Annotated in this window: 16 protein-coding genes; 13 read left to right on the top strand and 3 right to left on the bottom strand. The window is 62.0% G+C overall.

What is annotated here, in order from left to right; translation table 11 throughout:
* Window positions 1-344: 344 nt before the first annotated feature.
* The gene (gene rpsT, locus WMO66_RS09015; RefSeq protein ID WP_349136077.1) at window positions 345-608 is read right to left on the bottom strand and encodes a 30S ribosomal protein S20; all 264 of its coding nucleotides are present in this window, start codon (window positions 606-608) and stop codon (window positions 345-347) included.
* Between the two features lie 175 nt (window positions 609-783).
* On the opposite strand from rpsT, the gene gpr reads away from it, so the two are divergent.
* Window positions 784-1,623 carry a GPR endopeptidase gene (gpr, locus tag WMO66_RS09010; RefSeq protein ID WP_349136076.1) on the top strand — a complete coding sequence of 280 codons (840 nt, stop codon included), beginning with the start codon at window positions 784-786 and terminating at the stop codon, window positions 1,621-1,623.
* Between the two features lie 488 nt (window positions 1,624-2,111).
* On the opposite strand, the gene WMO66_RS09005 is transcribed toward gpr, so the two are convergent.
* Window positions 2,112-3,710, bottom strand: a complete 1,599-nt coding sequence (locus WMO66_RS09005) for a ribonuclease J (RefSeq protein WP_417326069.1) — start codon at window positions 3,708-3,710, stop codon at window positions 2,112-2,114.
* Between the two features lie 738 nt (window positions 3,711-4,448).
* Here WMO66_RS09005 and WMO66_RS09000 point away from each other — a divergent pair.
* From WMO66_RS09000 to WMO66_RS08945, 12 genes are all read left to right on the top strand, one after another.
* A complete protein-coding gene (locus tag WMO66_RS09000; protein WP_349136073.1) occupies window positions 4,449-6,428 on the top strand; it encodes a DHH family phosphoesterase in 1,980 nt (659 codons plus the stop codon).
* 35 nt (window positions 6,429-6,463) lie between these two features.
* Complete coding sequence (gene rplI / locus WMO66_RS08995; protein WP_349136072.1) at window positions 6,464-6,910, top strand: 50S ribosomal protein L9; 447 nt, start codon at window positions 6,464-6,466, stop codon at window positions 6,908-6,910.
* Between the two features lie 18 nt (window positions 6,911-6,928).
* Entirely contained in the window at window positions 6,929-8,281 is a 1,353-nt protein-coding gene (dnaB, locus tag WMO66_RS08990) for a replicative DNA helicase (RefSeq protein ID WP_349136071.1), read from the top strand.
* Window positions 8,271-9,608 (top strand): tRNA lysidine(34) synthetase TilS, encoded by a 1,338-nt coding sequence (gene tilS, locus WMO66_RS08985; RefSeq protein WP_349136070.1) that lies wholly within the window; start codon window positions 8,271-8,273, stop codon window positions 9,606-9,608. The genes dnaB and tilS overlap by 11 nt, the downstream gene beginning before the upstream one ends.
* Before the next feature lies 1 nt (window position 9,609).
* Window positions 9,610-10,149: a hypoxanthine phosphoribosyltransferase gene (gene hpt / locus WMO66_RS08980; RefSeq protein WP_349136069.1), complete on the top strand. Its 540-nt coding sequence runs from the start codon at window positions 9,610-9,612 to the stop codon at window positions 10,147-10,149.
* Window positions 10,150-10,163: 14 nt separating this feature from the next.
* Entirely contained in the window at window positions 10,164-12,047 is a 1,884-nt protein-coding gene (gene ftsH, locus WMO66_RS08975) for an ATP-dependent zinc metalloprotease FtsH (RefSeq protein ID WP_349136068.1), read from the top strand.
* Entirely contained in the window at window positions 12,028-12,339 is a 312-nt protein-coding gene (locus WMO66_RS08970; RefSeq protein ID WP_349136067.1) for a hypothetical protein, read from the top strand. Before ftsH ends, WMO66_RS08970 begins: the two co-directional genes overlap by 20 nt.
* Window positions 12,340-12,398: 59 nt before the next feature.
* On the top strand, window positions 12,399-13,085 hold the full coding sequence (locus WMO66_RS08965) for a LytR/AlgR family response regulator transcription factor (protein WP_349136066.1): 687 nt from the start codon (window positions 12,399-12,401) through the stop codon (window positions 13,083-13,085).
* 25 nt (window positions 13,086-13,110) lie between these two features.
* The gene (locus WMO66_RS08960) at window positions 13,111-13,761 is read left to right on the top strand and encodes a sensor histidine kinase (protein ID WP_349136065.1); all 651 of its coding nucleotides are present in this window, start codon (window positions 13,111-13,113) and stop codon (window positions 13,759-13,761) included.
* Between the two features lie 94 nt (window positions 13,762-13,855).
* Window positions 13,856-15,691, top strand: a complete 1,836-nt coding sequence (locus WMO66_RS08955) for an ABC transporter ATP-binding protein (RefSeq protein WP_349136064.1) — start codon at window positions 13,856-13,858, stop codon at window positions 15,689-15,691.
* Window positions 15,688-17,520 (top strand): ABC transporter ATP-binding protein, encoded by a 1,833-nt coding sequence (locus tag WMO66_RS08950; protein ID WP_349136062.1) that lies wholly within the window; start codon window positions 15,688-15,690, stop codon window positions 17,518-17,520. Before WMO66_RS08955 ends, WMO66_RS08950 begins: the two co-directional genes overlap by 4 nt.
* Window positions 17,521-17,755: 235 nt before the next feature.
* Window positions 17,756-18,199, top strand: a complete 444-nt coding sequence (locus WMO66_RS08945) for an Hsp20/alpha crystallin family protein (protein WP_349136060.1) — start codon at window positions 17,756-17,758, stop codon at window positions 18,197-18,199.
* Here the strand turns inward: WMO66_RS08945 and WMO66_RS08940 are convergent.
* A partial coding sequence (locus tag WMO66_RS08940) for a hypothetical protein (protein WP_349136059.1) occupies window positions 18,183-18,392 on the bottom strand: 210 nt, incomplete at its 5' end. The two genes, WMO66_RS08945 and WMO66_RS08940, sit on opposite strands and share 17 nt — an antisense overlap.

The raw sequence follows: 18,392 nt of genomic DNA, 5'->3' as shown, positions 1-18,392 counted from the left end.
ATTGCCACGGCCCCGTTGGGGCCTCGCAATGACAAATTTGGGAGCATTACGCGGTCGACGAGGGTGCACACCAACTTGCAGCTGCCAATGGCGCTCACCGCCCGTAAAGGGCACGCCGCATCCGTAGAGCGGCAAAGCCGCTAACGGCTGCGCAGTGAGCGCCGCTACAGACGCAATCGGTACATGCCATTTTAACGGCAGCCAGTACGGGTCGGCAGTGCCTGCCCGAGATTGCCACGGGCGCAAGCGCCCTTCGTAATGACAAATCCGGCGGCCCTGCATTCTCCCGGAGAAAGCAAAAGCCTGATGGAGGTACTCCATCAGGCGGAATGATCCGAATTTGCTTACGCCATGGCGTTGAGCTTCAGCGTCATGCTGCTCTTCTTGCGCGCGGCGTTGTTCTTGTGCAGGATCCCCTTCACGGCAGCCTTGTCAACGGCGACAACGGCGGCCTTGTAGGCAGCGGTGGCCTCCTCGCGGTTACCGGCGACGACAGCGCTGTCGAACTTCTTCAGGGTGGTCTTCAGAGCGGACTTCGCCATCTTGTTCTTCACGTTGGCCTCGCGGGACAGGAGCACGCGCTTCTTTGCGGACTTGATGTTGGGCATGGATTCCACCTCCTCTGAATGGCGTTTATCGAAAACCCATGTATTTTAATCTCATGCAGGAATCTATTATAGCGGCGTCCGCCCATAAAATCAATCCTTTTTTCTGCTTTTTTGCAAAAAAATTTCGCCTCTGAGCAGACTAAGGGTAAGATCACAAGGAGAGGATGTCGGAAAAATGGGGATCCGGACGGACCTTGCCATGGAGGCAAAGGCGCTCTGGGAGAAGAGCGCCGGGAAAACGACGAAGCTGGCGGGCGTTCGCGCCCGTGAGCGCGAGCGGGACGGCTTTGCCGTGACGGACGTGCACATTCTCGACCGCCGGGGCGAGGCCGCGCTCGGCAAGCCCGCCGGGCGCTATGTCACGCTGGAGCTGCCGCCGCTGGCGCGGGACGTCCGCCCGGCAGCCGAGGCGCTGGCGGCGGAGCTGCGGCGGCTGCTGCGCCTGCAGCCGGGGCAGGGTGTGCTCGTGGCCGGGCTCGGAAACGAAGCCGTCACGCCGGATGCCCTCGGGCCGCTGTGCCTGCGCGGGCTGTTCCTGACGCGCCACCTCATCCGCCACCTGCCGGAGCAGTTCGGCGGCGTGCGGCCGGTCAGCGCCGTTGCGCCCGGCGTGCTGGCCACAACGGGCATGGAGAGCCTCGAGCTCGTGCGCGGGGCTGTGCGCCATGTGCGCCCGGCCTGCGTGCTGGCCGTTGACGCCCTTGCGGCCGCTGCCCCGGAGCGGCTGTGCCGCACGTTCCAGCTCTCGGACGCGGGCATCGTGCCCGGCTCCGGCGTGGGCAACGCCCGCGCCGCCCTGCAGAAGCGGACGCTCGGCGTGCCGGTGTTCTGCCTCGGCGTGCCGACGGTGCTCGATGCGGGCACGCTCGGCGGACCCCGCGGCATGATCGTCACCCCGCGCGATATCGACGCGCAGGTCCGCTTTCTCGGGCGCGTTGCGGCGGACGCTGTCAACCTCGCGCTGCACCCGGAAATTTCCTATGATGATTTTGCACAATTCATCCCAAATCGATAAACGGGCGTTATGTCAACGCCCCATGCACACAATGCACACGTCTTTCCACAGGCTCCCTGTGCAGAACTCTGTGCACAATGTGCAAAACCCCGCGCCCTGTCAACAACTTGACCTGCACAGGCCCATGTGGAAAACTCCGGAAGACCGGTGCATAATTGCATGAATACTCTGCCCGCATTCGCATCCCGCGCAACCGGATACACGGGCCGGAACGGGACTTATGTCAACTCCGCGGTGCGGATTTTCCGCCGAAAAGTTGGAAATAAACGGAGCGGCTGCCGGTTTTGAGGTTTCCTGACGAGACATGAATTTTTGAAAATTTTCAAAAATCAGCGATGTGCCGAATTTGCCGGAACGGAAAAATTGGGGCTTGACAGGAGAGGGAAAAGAGAGTATGAGCGCGGCGGGAACCTTCCACTTCCCATTATCCATTTCCCACATGTCTGCATAGAAAACGGCACGCTGCCGCGCGGCAGCGTGCCATCGTTTTAAATTTCCATAATGACCGGCAGGATCATGGGGTTGCGCTTCGTGTTCTTGAACAGGAACTGGCTCAGGTCGCCCTTGATCGTGGACTTGATCGTCGCCCAGTCGGAAATATTGCGGTTGTGGCAGACCTCCAGCGAATGCGTGGCGATCATCTTCATGGCGTCCATGAGGTCCTCGTTGTCCTTCATATAGACAAAGCCGCGGCTGATGATGTCCGGGCCGGACAGGACGGAGCCGTCCTCGCTCGAGAGGTTGACGCACACGACGATCATGCCGTCCTGCGCCAGATGCTTGCGGTCGCGCAGCACGACGCTGCCGACGTCGCCGACACCCGTGCCGTCGACGAGGATCTTGCCCGCCGGGACGGTGCCCGCGAGCTTGCACGTCTTCGGCGTGCACTCGATGACGGAGCCGGTGTCGGCAATGAGGATGTTCTTCGGGTTCATGCCCATCTGGCGCGCCAGCGCGGCGTGCTTCTGCAGGTGGCGCTGCTCGCCGTGGACCGGGATGAAGAACTTCGGCTTCGTCAGCGCGTGGATGATCTTCAGCTCCTCCTGACAGGCGTGTCCGGAGACGTGCAGGCCCTCAAGCTTGTCGTAGATGACCTCCGCTCCCTTGCGGTACAGCTCGTTGATGATGCGGGAGATGGACTTCTCGTTGCCCGGAATGGCCGAGGCGGAGATGATGATGTGGTCACCCGGCTGGATCTCCACCTGACGGTGGCTGGAGAAGGCCATGCGGTACAGGGCGGACATATCCTCACCCTGCGAGCCGGTCGAGACGATGACGAGCTTGTCCTTCGGGATCGATTTGATCTGGTTCAGGTCGACAAGCGTGTTTTCGGGGAGATGGAGGTAATCCAGCTCTGTCGCGACCTTCAGGATGTTCTCCATGCTGCGGCCCGTGACGGCGACCTTGCGGCCGTGGCGGTGGGCGATGTTGAACACGGCCTGGATGCGGTGCATGTTCGAGGCGAATGTTGTGACGATGATGCGGTTCTTGCAGCCCTTGAAGTGGCGGTCAAGACTCTCGGACACGACGGATTCCGACGGGGTGTAGCCCTGACGCTCGACGTTCGTCGAGTCGCACAGCAGGGCGTAGACGCCCTCCTTGCCGAGCATGCCGAAGCGGCCGAGGTCGGTCATGCCGTCCTCCGACGTGGGGTCGATCTTGAAATCGCCCGTCATGATAACGGTGCCGACCGGTGTATGGATGGCAAAGGCCACGGCGTCGGCAATGGAATGGTTCACATGGATGAACTCCACGGAGAAGCAGCCCGCCTTCACGACGTCGCCGGGGTGATGGGTCACGAGCTGCGTCTTGCTCACAAGGTCGTGCTCCTCGAGCTTGAGCTTGATGAGGCCCAGCGTCAGCGGCGTGGCGTGCACGGGGGCATTGACGGCCTGCAGCACATACGGCAGCGCGCCGATGTGGTCCTCGTGGCCGTGCGTGATGAAGAAGCCGCGGAGCTTCTTCTGGTTTTTCGCAAGATAGGTGACGTCCGGAATGACAAGGTCCACGCCGTACATGTCGTCCTCGGGGAAGCCGAGGCCGCAGTCGACGACGATCATGTCCTTGCCGTATTCCAGCACGGTCATGTTCTTGCCGATCTCATTCAAACCGCCGAGCGGAATGATCTTCAGTTTTTCTGCCAATAAAATTACAACTCCTTTAATGATAAAAACACAAGCATGCCGAAGAACTGTGATGTTGTGTCATTCCGAGGAGCGAAGCGGCGTGGGAATCTCGGGAAAATGTTTCGAATTCGCCGGAATCTATCGAAAGATCAAAAATGACGCTGCGAGATTGCCACGGCCCCTTGCGGGGCCTCGCAATGACAAAACAGGGTCCTTCGACCCAAAATCGCAGCACAGCTGCGATGAAAAAACGAGCCCGCCCGCCTCTGCGGGTGCGGAAAGCCGAAAAATGGGTAAGCTCGGTCTGCGGCCTGTGCAAAAACGCACAGGTCAGGCAGAAAGCGGCCGGACGGGGCAGCTCAGCGCCATGCAGACGCGACGGAAAACGAAACGAGCAGCCGTACCCGGGAAAAGACGGAGCATCGGCCGGACCTGTGACGAGACTCGTGCTCGACCGGGGATGCCCCGCCGCGAGGCGGGAAAACTGTGAGGCAGACCACACGCCGCCTCACGACTCTGCAGGTAGTATAGCACAAAACCGGCGCGTTGTATACCTTTTTTTCGGATGCGCGCCGTTGGGACGGATTTTTTCGATGAAACGGAGGAAAATCCAGTTGAGAATATGGTGTGAATTTGGTATAATAAACGAATCGCAGGAATCGAACGGCCCGTGCGGGCCGCCGGGAGGGGAGATCGCAGATGAATAAAAAGCTTCGCCGCCTGATGCAGCCAAATCTGGCGCTGTTCTTCGTCGTCATGGCGCTGTTCTGCGCCGCCGCTGTCGCGCTGCAGGAATATATTCTGGCCGTGGCCGAGGGCTGCGCCACACTGCTGCTGCTCGGCTGCTACCAGTGGCTCAGCGTGCGCCGCCGCCGCGCGCTTGCGGACTATGTGCAGGCCACGAGCGAGATGCTCCAGCATACGTCGGACGGCGAGATGCCGTTCCCCGTGGCCCTCGTCAAGCTGAACGACAACGAGCTCGTCTGGTATAACCGTGCGTTCGCAGAGCTGACGCATGTGCGCGAGCGCATGAGCGCCCAGTCCCTGAGCGAGGTCATCCCGGGCCTGTCGGCCGATTTTCTGGCCGCAGGAAAGCAGGAGGCCGCGGCGGAGCTCCGCTTTGAGGGGCGGCGCTACCGTGTCAGCGGCACGGTCATGCCGGATGCGGACCCAAAGTCCGGCGTCATGCTCGGCATGCTCTATCTGCTCGATCTGACGGATCTGCTGCTCGTGCGCGATGAATACATCCGCTCCCGTCCCATCGTGTCCATCGTACTGGTGGACAACTATGACGAGCTGACGAACAATATGCCGGACGTCAGCATTTCCGCGCTGAACGCCCAGCTGAACTCGCGCATCAGCGAGTGGGCCGATTCCTTCGGCGGCATGCTCCGCAAGCTCGAGCGCAACCGCTTCCTGCTGCTGTTCGAGGCCAAGGATCTGGCCCGCATGGCAGACGGCAAGTTCTCCCTGCTCGAGAGCGTCCGCTCCGTCACCAGCCCAACCGGCATCCCGGCCACGGTGTCCATCGGCATCGGCAAGGACGGCGTGGATTTCCGCGAGGACTACGATTTTGCCGCCCTATCCATTGAAATGGCGCTGTCCCGCGGCGGCGATCAGGCCGTCATCAAGGACCGCTATGACTTCACGTTCTTCGGCGGCCGCACGAAGCAGACGGAGCGCCGCACGAAGGTCAAATCCCGTGTGATGGCCTCGTCCCTTTCCGAGCTTATCACACAGTCGAGCCGCGTGTTCATCATGGGCCATAAAATGGCCGATCTCGATGCGCTCGGCGCGGCAGCGGGCGTTGCGTGCCTGTGCCGCAAGAAGGGCAAGAAGGCCAACATCGTCATGGACCCGGACGCCAACGCCTGCGGCCAGCTGCTGGCACAGCTGCAGCCGCTTGCGGAGTATCACGACCTTTTCCTGACGGGGCAGGAGGCTCTGCTCGCGGCCGATCCGAAGAGCCTGCTCGTCGTCGTCGACACAAACAGGCCCGATCAGGTCGAATGCAAGCCGCTGCTCGAATCCATCCGCCGCATCGTCGTCATCGACCACCATCGCCGCGCTGCGGATTATATCGATCAGGCCGTGCTCAACATGCACGAGCCGTTTGCCTCGTCCGCCTCGGAGCTTGTGACGGAGCTGCTGCAGTACGCCGTGGACGCCACGGACATCCTGCCGCAGGAGGCAGCGGCGCTGCTGGCGGGTATCGTGCTCGACACGAAGAACTTCGGCGTGCGCACGTCGAGCCGCACGTTTGAGGCGGCGGCCTTCCTGCGCCGCATCGGCGCGGACACCGTGGCGGTGAAAAAGCTGTTCCAGAACGACCTTTCCGCCACCGTTGCGCGCTATAGGATCATTCAGAACGCCCGGCTCTATCGCGGCAGCATCGCCATCGCGGCGCTGGACTATACCGTCACGCGCACGCTTGCGGCGCAGGCCGCCGATGAGCTGCTCAATATCTCCGGCATTGATACGTCGTTCGTGCTCTATCCGCAGGACGGCGTGACCTACATTTCCGCCCGCTCGCTCGGCGATGCGAACGTGCAGGTCATCCTCGAGCCGCTGGGCGGCGGCGGCAACGCCGCAACGGCGGGCGCGCAGGTGAAGAACCATACCGTGCAGCAGACGCTCGACGAGCTTCTGCAGTCCATCAACAAATTCTACGAGTCCTGAGGCAGAACCCGGACCGGAAAACAGGAGGAATTTCCATGAAAGTGATTTTACAGCAGGATATCCGCGGCAAGGGCAAGCGCGGCCAGATGATCGAGGTCTCCGACGGCTACGCCCGCAACTACATGCTGCCGCGCAAGCTGGCCGTTGAGGCAACGGCCGATAACGTCAACACCATGCGCATGAACGACAAGGCCATGCAGGAAAAGCGCCAGCGCGAGCGCGAGGAAGCCAGCGCCATCGCCGCGCGCATGCGCGACCTGACCGTGACCGTCTTTGCCAAGGGCGGCGGCGCCGGACGTCTGTTCGGCTCCGTCACGACGCAGGAGATCGCCGACGCGCTCAAGCAGAGCTGCGGCATTGAGCTCGACCGCCGCAAGCTCGTGCTCGACGAGCCGATCAAGACGACGGGCATCTATACCGTCCGCTGCAAGCTCGGCTATGAGATCACGGCCGATCTTCGCGTGGAGATCAAGGAGCAGTAACACCAAGGAGGAAGCACCATGCCCATGGAAGACCTGCTGACAAGGCAGGCGCCGCATTCGCAGGAGGCCGAGCAGTCCGTCCTCGGCTCCATGCTCATTGACAGCCGCTGCATCAGCGACGTCGTCGGCGTCGTCCGCCCGGAGGATTTTTACCTGCAGGCGAACCGCGAGATCTACGAGACGATGTACGAGATGTTCAGCTATTCGGAGGTCATCGACCCGGTCACCGTGCTCGATAAAATGCGCGCCCGGGGCGTTTATAACGAAGAAAGCTCCACAAAATATCTCATGCAGCTCATGGAGATCACGCCGACGGCCGCGAACGTCAAGCGCTATGCGCAGATCGTCCATGACAAGGCGCTGCTGCGCAATCTGTCCGAGGCGGCCTCCGGCATCGTCGAGACGGTCTACGAGGGCGTCGGCTCGGCGCAGGAGATCCTGGAAGCAGCGGAAAAGCGCATCTATGCCCTGCGGCGCGGCAACACGAACGAGTCGCTCGAGCACATCGGCACGGTGCTGCTGAAGGTCTTCGACCGCCTGAAGGAGCTGTCGGAGTCCGGCAGCGACATTTCGGGCCTGTCCACCGGTCTGCGCGACCTTGACAAGTTCATCAATGGCCTCAACCGCTCCGACCTCGTGCTGCTGGCGGCCCGACCCGGCATGGGCAAGACGTCCATGGCGCTGAACGTTGCGCTGAACGTCGCAAAAAAGAACCCGCAGAAGACCGTGGCGTTTTTCTCGCTCGAAATGTCGAAGGAGCAGCTCGTCACGCGCCTGATCTCCAACGAGAGCTTTGTGGACAACAAGAAGCTCGTCACGGGCCAGCTGTCCATGGAGGAGTGGAGCAAGATCGGCATCGCGGCCACGGCCCTTTCGCAGACGGACATCCGCGTGGACGACAATCCGTCGCTGAGCGTCGCGGAGATGAACGCCAAGTGCCGCCGCCTCGATAATCTCTGCCTTGTCATCATCGACTACCTTCAGCTCATGGTCAGCGCGGGCGGCCGGACCTACAGCGGCGAAAACCGTCAGCAGGTCGTTTCGGACATCTCGCGCTCGCTGAAGATCATGGCCAAGGAGCTGAACGTGCCCGTGCTGTGCCTGTCGCAGCTGTCCCGTGCGAACGAGAGCCGCCAGGACAAGCGCCCGCTGCTGTCCGATCTGCGCGAATCCGGCGCCATCGAGCAGGACGCGGACGAGGTCATGTTCCTCTACCGCGAGGACTATTATAATAAGGATACACCGGAGCAGAACGTCGCCGAGTGCATCGTGGCCAAGAACCGCCACGGCGAGACCGGCACGGTCAAGCTCCAGTGGCTGCCGCAGTTTACGACCTTCGCCGACCGGGAGTGGCGTCACGATGAGGGCTGAGGTCCTTTCCTGGTGCCGCCGGGAGGCGCTGTTTTCCCCCGGCGCGCAGGTCGTGTGCGCCGTCTCCGGCGGGGCGGATTCCATGGCAATGCTCTGCTGCCTGCGCGAGCTGGCGGCGGAGCTTTCCGTCTATGTGCGGGCGGCGCACTTCAACCATCGCCTGCGCGGGGCGGAGTCCGACGGCGACGAGGCCTTTGTGCGCGCGTTCTGCGCGGCCGAGGGCATCGAGCTCGTCTGCGGCGCGCCGGAAAAGCCTGCCCGCAGCGAGGAGGAGGCGCGGGAGCAGCGCTATGCCTTCCTCGATTCCATCCCGTGCGACGCCGTTGCCATCGCTCACACGGCCGAGGACAATCTCGAGACGCTGCTGCAGCATCTGCTGCGCGGCAGCGGGCTGCGGGGCCTCGGCGGCATCCCGCCGCGCCGTGGGCGCTATGTGCGGCCGCTGCTGGCCGTTTCCCATGCGCAGGCGCGGGAATATCTGCGCGCGCGGGGCACGGGCTGGCGCGAGGATGCGACGAACGCGGAGGACAGCTGCCAGCGCAACCGCCTGCGCCACGGCGTGCTGCCCCTGCTGGCGGCCGAGATGCCGGAGCTGCCGCTGCGCGTTACGGAGCTGACGGCCCTTGTGCGGGCGGACGATGCCCTTTTGGACCGCGAGGCGGAGCGGCTGCTGCTGCCCGCGCCGGAGCCGCTGTTTTCCGACCCGTGCGTGCTGCGTAGGGTGCGGCTCGCGCCGCTGCGCGAGGCCCCGGAGCCGCTGCAGCGCCGGGCGCTGCGCTGCCTGCTGCGTGAGGCCCTGCCGCAGGATGCGGCCCTTGTCCACATCCGGGCGCTGCAGGCCCTGCTCGAAAATCCCGCTCCCGCTGCCCGGGCCGATCTGCCCGGCCGTCTGACGGTCCGGCGGAGCTATGACGCGCTGGAGCTTGTCCGCGGCACGCCGCCGGTGTTCCGGCCCGTTCCGCTGGCGCAGACGGTGCACTTTCCTGCGCTCGGCCTGCGGGCCGTCTGCACGCTTGCAGAAAAAAACGAAAAAATTCAAAATACCCCTTTCACTTTTGCGCTGAAATATGATAAGATGGTCGGGAGAATTCCCATTTTTCGCCCGCGGAAAACGGGCGACACGCTCACGCTGCCGGACGGCCGCTGCGTGACGCTGAAAAAGCTCTTTCTGGATCGCCGCCTGCCGCAGCCAATCCGGGACCGTGTCCCGGTGCTCGAGGTGGACGGGCAGGTGATCGCAGTGGCGGGCTTCGGCGCGGATCCGCGCTGGACAGCCCGTGACGGAGAGCAGGCTGTAATCCTACGAATAGAGAAAGAGGAAATGTGACATGCACCAGGACATTGAACGCGTACTCATCAGTGAGCAGGAGCTTGCCGCCCGCATCGCCGAGCTGGGCAAACAGGTCGCGGCGGACTATGCCGATAAGGATCCCATTTTCCTGGGCATCCTGAAGGGCGTCGTGATGTTTTTCTCGGACATGATCCGCGCAACGCCGATCCAGTGTCAGATCGACTTCATGGCCGTGTCGTCCTACGGCGGCGGCACGAGCACAAGCGGCAAGGTCAGAATGCTCAAGGATGTGTCCGTGGATCTGCGCGGCCGCCATGTCGTCATTCTGGAGGATATTCTGGACTCCGGCGTGACGCTCAGCCATGTCTGTGCGCACCTGCGGGAGATGGGCCCGGCTTCCCTGAAGATCTGCACCCTGCTTGACAAGCCCTCGCGCCGTCAGACGGACGTCAAGGCGGACTATGTCGGCTTCACGATCCCGAACGAATTTGTCGTCGGCTATGGCCTCGACTATGACGAGCACTACCGCAATCTGCCGTATGTCGGCATCCTGAAGCCGGAAGTCTACACGAAATAAAAGGAGCTGGGAGTTTGAAAAACCGTTCCAGACTGCTTACCGTTCTGCTGTATATCGTGGTGTTCGCCGTGGCTGTCGTGCTCATTTCAGAGGTGTTCTTCCGGGATGACACGGCCTATGTGAACTACAGCACCGTCTGCGAGCAGTTCCGCAGCGAAAATGTCCGCTCCTTTGAGTATGACAACGGTGTGCTGACACTCGAGCTGCGCAAGCCCTATCAGAACGAGACGTATTCCGTCAGCCACAAGCTGGCAGACCTCGGCCTGTTCTATGAGGATCTGGGGACCCTGATCGCAGAGCAGCAGGAGAGCGGTGTTCTGCAGTCTTATAACTATGTACCCATGCGCCAGACACCGTGGTATGTGCGTATGCTGCCGGAGATGCTCCTGTCGGTCATCATGATCGCGCTCGTCTACATGGTGCTCATGCGCAACAGCGGCGGCATGATGAAGTTCGGCCACGCCAATGCCCGCGTGGGCAGCGGCCGCGACAAGGTGATGTTCAGCGACGTCGCCGGAGCGGACGAGGAAAAGGCCGAGCTGCAGGAGATCGTCGATTTCCTGCGCGATCCCGCAAAATACCGCCGCATCGGCGCGCGCATCCCCAAGGGCGTGCTGCTCGTCGGCCCTCCGGGCACGGGTAAGACGCTGCTGGCCCGCGCCGTGGCCGGTGAGGCGAATGTGCAGTTCCTTTCCATTTCCGGTTCGGATTTTGTGGAGCTGTATGTCGGCATCGGCGCGAGCCGCGTTCGCGACCTGTTTGAGCAGGCCAAGCGCAGTGCCCCTGCCATTATTTTCATCGATGAGATCGACGCCGTCGGCCGCCGCCGCGGCGCCGGTATGGGCGGAGGCCACGACGAGCGGGAGCAGACGCTCAACCAGCTCCTTGTGGAGATGGACGGCTTCGGCAGCAATGACGGCGTCATCGTTATGGCGGCGACGAACCGCCGCGACATTCTCGACCCCGCCCTGCTGCGCCCGGGCCGCTTTGATCGACAGATTTATGTAAACTCGCCCGATGTGGGCGGACGCGAGGCCATCCTGCGCGTCCATGCGCGCGACAAGCAGCTCTCCGATGACGTCGACCTGCGCACCGTCGCCCGCGCGACGGCGGGCTTCACCGGCGCGGATCTGGAGAACCTGCTCAACGAGGCGGCACTGATCTCGGCACGGAAGAATCTGCCCGTCATTACGATGCAGACCATGGAGGACGCCGTCCTCAAGGTCATTGCCGGGCCGGAAAAACGGAGCCTTGTCAATATCGAGCGCGACCGCCGTATCACGGCCATCCACGAGGCGGGCCACGCTGTTGCGGCATACTTTCTGCCCACGCAGGAGCCTGTCCACCAGATCACCATTGTGCCGCGCGGCAATGCCCTCGGCCTGACGATCAGCCTGCCGGATCAGGACACGCTCCATACCACGCGAAACGAGATGCGCGACCGCATCGTCGTGCTCCTCGGCGGCCGCGTGGCGGAGCAGCTGGAGTTTGACGACATTTCGACCGGCGCTTCGAACGATCTGCAGCGGGCCACGAAGCTGGCGCACGATATGATCGCAAAATACGGTATGAACGAGCGCATCGGCGCCGTGGCCTATGACGACGACAGCGAGATCTTCGTCGGCCGCGACTATGAGCGCACGCGTTCCTATTCCGAGCAGACGGCTGCCGAGATCGACGCCGAGGTCCGCAAGACCGTGGATCAGGCTTATGCGCACTGCACGCAGATCCTGACGGAGCACCACGAGAAGCTGCAGGAGATCGCGCAGTGGCTGCTGGAGCACGAGACGATGAGCCGCAGCCAGTTCGAGGCCTGCATGCAGGCCCTGCCGATCCCCGAGAAGCAGGAGAGCCTGCTGGCCGGAGAGGAGAAGACCGATGGAGCCGAAGAAGATTAAAAACCCGACCGGCATGCTCATCATGCACGGAACGGTCATTGCCGTTGTGCTGTATATGGCTTGGCAGCTCGTGCGCAGCTATCGCGCGGGCGGGGCGGAGGCCCCGAGCCTGACGACCCTGATCGTCGGCCTCGTGCTGCTGGTCGGCGGCTGTGTCGTCGTCGGCTGGCTTGCCGTGCGGCTTTTCCTGCAGGCAAAGCGCGAGGAAAAGGCGCTGGAGCAGGAGACCGAGCAGCTGCATGCCGCAGCTGCGCAGGAGAATTTGAAGGATCCGGAGAATTCGGAAGAATAACGGAAGTGCTCTGCTGCGCATAACGGCAGAGCGCTTTCTTGTAGGACGGGGGGATAGCCATGGGCTGGAAGATCGCGATCTGTGACGACGACGCCGGACAGGCCGCACAGCTGCAGGCGGACGTGACGGACTGGGCGCACGGCGCCTGCGCCGTGACCTGCTTCCCGAGCGCGGAGGCGTTCCGTTTCGCCGGAGATACCGACTGGGATATCCTGCTGCTGGACGTCGAAATGCCCGGCATGAGCGGCATCGACCTTGCCAAGCGCCTGCGCGGCGCGGGCTGCCGGGCGGAGATCATCTTTATCACGTCGCATTTTGAGTGCATGGCTGAGGGCTATGAGGTCGATGCCCTGCACTATCTCGTCAAGCCCGTGCCGGCGGAAAAGCTCCGCACCGTGCTGGACCGCGCCGCCGCGCGGCTGGCCGTCGAGCCGCCGTCCGTCGTGATCGCGTGCGAGGAGGGAAACGTGAAGCTCTATGAGAGTGAGCTTCTGTATGCGGAGTCCTTTCTGCATGATCTCGTTCTCCACACGACCGGGCCGGACTACCGCATCCGCGAGAGCATCTCGGCCTTTGCCGGGCGGCTGAGCGCGGACTTCTTCCGCACCCACCGGTCGTACCTCGTCAATCTGAAGGCCGTGGTGCGCATCGGGCGCACGTCCGTCCTGCTGCGCGGCGGGGCGGAGGTCCCGCTGGCGCGGGGAAAGTATGACGCCATCAACCGGGCGTTCATTGACAGAAACTGAGGACCGCAGAAACAGAGGAAATGCCATGTTGAAGAGAACCTATCTCAGGCTGGTCGAAATGCAGGAGGAGCAGGCGCGGCAGCATCTGGAGGAGGTCCGGAGCATCCATAACGAGATGCGCGGCTATAAGCACGACTTCCACCACCATCTGCAGGCGCTCAAGGGCCAGCTGGAGGCCGGACAGGTCGACCGGGCCATCGCCTACCTCGAGCAGCTGGACCGGAGCCTGCAGACGGTCGACACCCTGCTCAAGACCGGCAATGTGACCGTCGATGCCATTCTTTCAGCCAAGCTCGCGCAGGCCCGCGCCGCCGGGATCGCCGTGACGGCGGAGGCCAATCTGCCGCCGGAGCTGTCGCTCACCGATCTGGAGCTGAGCATTGTCATCGGGAATCTGCTGGACAATGCCATCGAGGGCTGCCGGAGCGCGGCTGGCGAAAAATTCCTCCGCCTTTCTCTGCGGATGAAGGGCGATATGCTCTATTTCTATCTTCTCAACAGCGCCGGGAAGAAGCAGAAGAAGGTTGGCTCCCTCTTCCGGACGGGGAAGACCGGTGCACACGGCTTCGGCCTGCACCGGGCAGAGGCCATTGTGAAGCAGCATGGCGGCTGGGTGAAATACAACAGCGAGGACGGCGCATTCACGTCGGAATTCCTCGTCCCCGCCGCGTGCTGAATGCGATTCGTGCACCGCTGGAAGCAGTTGGTGCACGATCTCTCTTTTTTGGGGCCTTGTGTGCTACAGTGGAAGCAGAAGGGGGCGATATGCCTTGAAGGAATCAACCAAAAAGCCCTATCGGGGTCTTATGAGCAACGCCGTGTGGAGCTATCGGCAGATGCTCCGCGGAACGCCTGCGTCATTCTTTGTCATGGCGGCCGGCGTCCCGCTGGGCGTGCTTCTGGCTTGGGCGGAGCTTCGCCTGCCCGCGCTCGTCGTGTCGGAGGTGACGGGAGGACAGACGTTCCTCCATGCCGCACTGGCCGTCGGCGCCCTGCTCGCGCTCACGTTTCTGGCAGTCGGCCTGCGGGATTTCTGCAAGACCATTCTGGAGGCGCAGGAGAGCCGCTATCGCTTTTATCTGACCAGCTGCCTGGAGGAGAAGAGCATGGCGATGTTCTATCAGACCTATGAGAAAAAGCAGACGCGAGACCAGCGCAAGCGGGCCGAGGAAGCAAGCTATATGATGAACGGCAAGGTGCCGCTGTGTCAGGTCCCGAACCAGATGACGGAGCTGATCCGCAATGCCCTGTGCTATGCCCTGTTCGGCACGATCCTCTCGCGCATCAGTCCACTGCTGTTGGTGCTGCTGACACTTGCGGCACTGGTCAACCTGTTGTGCGTCCGGGCCTATAACCGCTATGAATACGCCTCCCGCGGGGAGCGGACGGACATTGGCCGGAGGCTGCGGTATGTGTCTAAAAATGCTGCCGATTTTGCGGCGGCCAAGGATATCCGCATCTACGGCATGGCGACATGGCTGCGCGAGACGTTTTCAGACCTGTTCCGGCAGGATACCGCGTGGTCCGCACGGCTGAACCGCCGCCTGCTTCTGGGGCGTCTCGTCGACCTGCTGGTGATCCTGCTGCGCGACGGCGGGGCCTATACCCTGCTGCTCGTCATGGCGGTACGGGGCGAGCTGCGGCCGGATGAATTCGTGCTGTATTTTTCCGCCATCTCCGGCTTTGCCACATTTATCGGCAACATGATCTCCGCCTGGAACGAAATGCAGACCGCCAGCCTGAAGGTCAGCGATTACCGGCAGTTTATGGAGCTGCCGGACACGGACGGAACGGGAACGGCGCATGCGGCGGACCACCGGGAGCACGCACCGGAGATCACGTTCGACCATGTATCATTCCGCTATGACGGGGCGGCACATGACACGCTGCACGATATCAGTCTTACGCTCCGTGCCGGGGAGCATGTGGCGCTTGTTGGCCTGAACGGCGCGGGCAAAACGACGCTCGTCAAGCTCCTGTGCGGGCTGTATGCGCCGACATCCGGCACGATCCGGATCGACGGCGTCCCCGCGGCGGAGTTCCGCCGGGACGACTATGCGGCACTGTTCGCTCCGGTGTTTCAGGAGGTCCGCACGGCCTGCTTTTCGCTGGCCGAGACGGCCGCCTGCGCCTTCGGCCCTGAGGTGGACCGGGAGCGGGCGGAGCGGTGCCTGCGCGCGGCCGGGCTGGGAGAAAAGCTGGATGCCCTGCCGCACGGCATGGATACGCATCTGGATAAACAGGTGAATCCGGACGGCATTGAGCTATCCGGCGGCGAGGCACAGAAGCTCATGATGGCCCGCGCCCTGTATAAGGACGCACCGGTGCTCGTGCTCGACGAGCCGACGGCGGCGCTTGACCCCATTGCGGAGAATGAGGTCTATGAGCAGTACCGGCGCATGGCGGCAGGGAAGACATCCCTGTTCATCTCGCACCGGCTGGCCTCGACCCGCTTCTGCGACCGGATCGTGCTGCTGCGCGACGGCGGCATCGCCGAGGAGGGCACGCACGAAACGCTCCTTGCGGCGGGCGGAGAATATGCAAGGCTGTATGAAATTCAGAGCTGCTGGTATCAGCCCGGCTATCAGGGAGGGAAGCAGGCATGAAAGAACGTTGGGATCTGAACCGCCGCGCGGTCCGGCTGCTGTGTCATCTGGACCGGAAATACTTCCTCTGTACCCTGTTTTCCAGCCTGACGACTGCGATCGCGCCCTATATCCCGATCTATTTTTCGGCTAAGATCATCGATGCCCTGACGGCCGGTGCGGGCGGAAAGACGCTAGCCCTGTATGCTGCGCTCACCGTCGGCCTGGCGGCCCTTGTCGGGCTGGCAGGCGCACTGCTGAAAATGCATGCGGACGTCGGCGAGGCCGAGCTGGACCGGCTGGTTGACTGGAAGCATGCGGAAAAGGCCATGGATCTGCCCTATGCCCTGATTGAGGACCGCAAGACGGCCCTGCTCCGGGAACGGATCGAGATGGAGACGCAGACAGGCTATAATGTGTATTACTATGCCGTGACGGCGGGCGGCCTTGTCCGCTATGCGGTGCAGATCGCGGCCGCCGTCCTGCTGACATTCTCCCTGTTCCGGCCCGGCCTGCTCTCCGCCGGGGCAAAGCTGGCGCTGCTGGCGGGCATCGTGCTGACGGCCGTGGTCAGCGTTCTGACCGGCCGCCGGTACGGCAGACTGCGCAGCGAGTTCTTTGCCGGATGTGTGGACGACAACATCTGCGGCGAAAAGCTGTATGATTACACCAGCAACGATTCCTCCGGCAAGGATATTCGCCTGTACGGTATGCGGGCCGCGCTGCTGCAGAAGGAGCGGGACTTTAACGAAAACTTCTGCAGGCGGGAGAGAACCATGAATTTCGGTGTTGCGTGGATGGGGCTCCTCTCCAATTTTGTGACGTATGCGCTCCAGTTCGGCGTCTATCTGCTCCTGATCGCGGCGGCGCTGCGGGGCGGCCTGTCCGTCGGCTCCATCGCGCGGTATGTCTCTTCCATCATGCTGCTGCTGGCGGGCGTCTCCGGGCTGGCGCGCACGATTCGGATTTCCGTCACGAACGAGGAATACATGAAGCGCTATCTCGACTACTTCGATATCCCAAACCCCATGTATCAGGGCTCGCTCAGTGTGGAAAAGCGCGATGACGATCGCTATGAGGTGGAATTCCGCGATGTGTCCTTTCGCTATCCCAACACGGAGGCCTATGCGCTGCGCCATGTGAGCATGAAGTTCCGCATCGGCGAAAAGCTGGCCGTCGTCGGCCGCAACGGCAGCGGTAAGACGACGTTCATCAAGCTGCTGTGCAGGCTCTATGACCCGACGGAGGGCGAGATCCTGCTCAACGGCGTTGATATCCGAAAATATGACTATGCGGAGTATCAGGCGCTGTTCTCCGTTGTGTTTCAGGACTTCCGCCTGTTCGCTTTCTCCCTCGGGCAGAATGTGACGGCCGGAGCGGATGTTGACCGCGCGCGGGCGGAGGTCTGCCTGCGGGAGGCCGGGCTCGGCGAACGCCTTTTGCGCATGCCGGACGGCCTCGACACGATGCTTTACCGCGATTTTGACCCGCATGGCGTGGTGATCTCCGGCGGCGAGGCGCAGAAGATCGCCATCGCCCGTGCACTTTACAAGAATGCGCCCTTCCTCGTGCTCGACGAGCCGACGGCGGCGCTTGACCCCGTTTCCGAATATGAGGTCTACCGGAAGTTCAATGCGATCTCCGGCGGCAAGACGGCGCTCTATATCAGCCACCGGCTGGCCTCGTGCCGCTTCTGCGATGAAATTCTGGTGTTCTCGGCAGGCAGTATCGTCCAGCACGGCGCGCATGAGGCGCTTCTGCAGGAAAAAAACGGAGAATATGCCCGCCTCTGGCACGCGCAGGCGCAGTATTATGACGATTCTTTACAGAAAAAGAATCCTGTAAAATAACCAAATAACGGATGAATATGAACGGACTGTGAACAAACATCGTGCATTATGTGAATATTAGCACTCTCCTATTGACAGTGCTAAAAACGGTGGTATAATACAGTTGAACCTTGAGAGAGGGGACAGGAACCCACCCCCAAGGGAACAAAACCACAACCACATTGGGTACATAATACAGGCCCGGCTGCACGGGAGCCTCTCCCGGAGGCGGCCGGAGCGATTGGAGGTATGACTTATGCTGCCCAGCATCTATAGTGAAAATTTGTTTGATGATTTCTTCTCGGATCCGTTTGATATGGTAATGCCGCGTAGCCTCAATGCCCTGTACGGCAAGCATGGCAAGAACCTCATGAAGACCGACGTCCGTGAGACCGAGGACACCTATGAGCTTGACATCGACCTGCCGGGCTTCAAGAAGGACGAAGTGAATCTGGAGCTGAAGGACGGTTATCTCACCATTCAGGCCGCAAAGGGTCTGGACAAGGAGGAGCCGGAGAAGAAGGGTAAGTACATCCGTCAGGAGCGTTACGCCGGTGCGTGCAGCCGCAGCTTCTATGTCGGTGAGCATGTGGAGCCGGAGGACATCCGCGCGAAGTTCGAAAACGGCATCCTGCAGATCTCTCTGCCGAAGGCCGCAAAGAAGCAGCTCCCGAAGAGCAATGTCATTGCCATCGAGTAACGGCATATTCAATATCCCGCAGAGGAATTTCCCCCTGCGGGATATTTTTTTGCGAAGGCACATTGAAAATGCGAACAAAAGCCTCGCAGAGTTTGCGCTCGCAAGCGCAAAGAAAGTAGGAATCATTTTCTCCGGCGGCGTGTACGTCGGAGAAAATACCGCTCGGCTCGCAAACGTGCGAAGGGTGCGCCCT

This window comes from Faecousia intestinalis, from assembly GCF_040096185.1.
GTDB lineage: Bacteria > Bacillota > Clostridia > Oscillospirales > Oscillospiraceae > JAZOXB01.
The sequence above is the reverse complement of the archived record's forward strand: the minus strand, read 5'-3'. Positions and strand labels throughout refer to the sequence as shown.

What these genes read in the sequence shown, in the direction of transcription:
- rpsT (WP_349136077.1), bottom strand. Translation starts at nt 608, where the DNA reads ATGCCCAACATCAAGTCCGCAAAGAAGCGCGTGCTCCTGTCCCGCGAG.
- gpr (WP_349136076.1), top strand. Translation starts at nt 784, where the DNA reads ATGGGGATCCGGACGGACCTTGCCATGGAGGCAAAGGCGCTCTGGGAG.
- WMO66_RS09005 (WP_417326069.1), bottom strand. Translation starts at nt 3,710, where the DNA reads ATGACCGTGCTGGAATACGGCAAGGACATGATCGTCGTCGACTGCGGC.
- WMO66_RS09000 (WP_349136073.1), top strand. Translation starts at nt 4,449, where the DNA reads ATGAATAAAAAGCTTCGCCGCCTGATGCAGCCAAATCTGGCGCTGTTC.
- rplI (WP_349136072.1), top strand. Translation starts at nt 6,464, where the DNA reads ATGAAAGTGATTTTACAGCAGGATATCCGCGGCAAGGGCAAGCGCGGC.
- dnaB (WP_349136071.1), top strand. Translation starts at nt 6,929, where the DNA reads ATGCCCATGGAAGACCTGCTGACAAGGCAGGCGCCGCATTCGCAGGAG.
- tilS (WP_349136070.1), top strand. Translation starts at nt 8,271, where the DNA reads ATGAGGGCTGAGGTCCTTTCCTGGTGCCGCCGGGAGGCGCTGTTTTCC.
- hpt (WP_349136069.1), top strand. Translation starts at nt 9,610, where the DNA reads ATGCACCAGGACATTGAACGCGTACTCATCAGTGAGCAGGAGCTTGCC.
- WMO66_RS08970 (WP_349136067.1), top strand. Translation starts at nt 12,028, where the DNA reads ATGGAGCCGAAGAAGATTAAAAACCCGACCGGCATGCTCATCATGCAC.
- WMO66_RS08965 (WP_349136066.1), top strand. Translation starts at nt 12,399, where the DNA reads ATGGGCTGGAAGATCGCGATCTGTGACGACGACGCCGGACAGGCCGCA.
- WMO66_RS08960 (WP_349136065.1), top strand. Translation starts at nt 13,111, where the DNA reads ATGTTGAAGAGAACCTATCTCAGGCTGGTCGAAATGCAGGAGGAGCAG.
- WMO66_RS08950 (WP_349136062.1), top strand. Translation starts at nt 15,688, where the DNA reads ATGAAAGAACGTTGGGATCTGAACCGCCGCGCGGTCCGGCTGCTGTGT.
- WMO66_RS08945 (WP_349136060.1), top strand. Translation starts at nt 17,756, where the DNA reads ATGCTGCCCAGCATCTATAGTGAAAATTTGTTTGATGATTTCTTCTCG.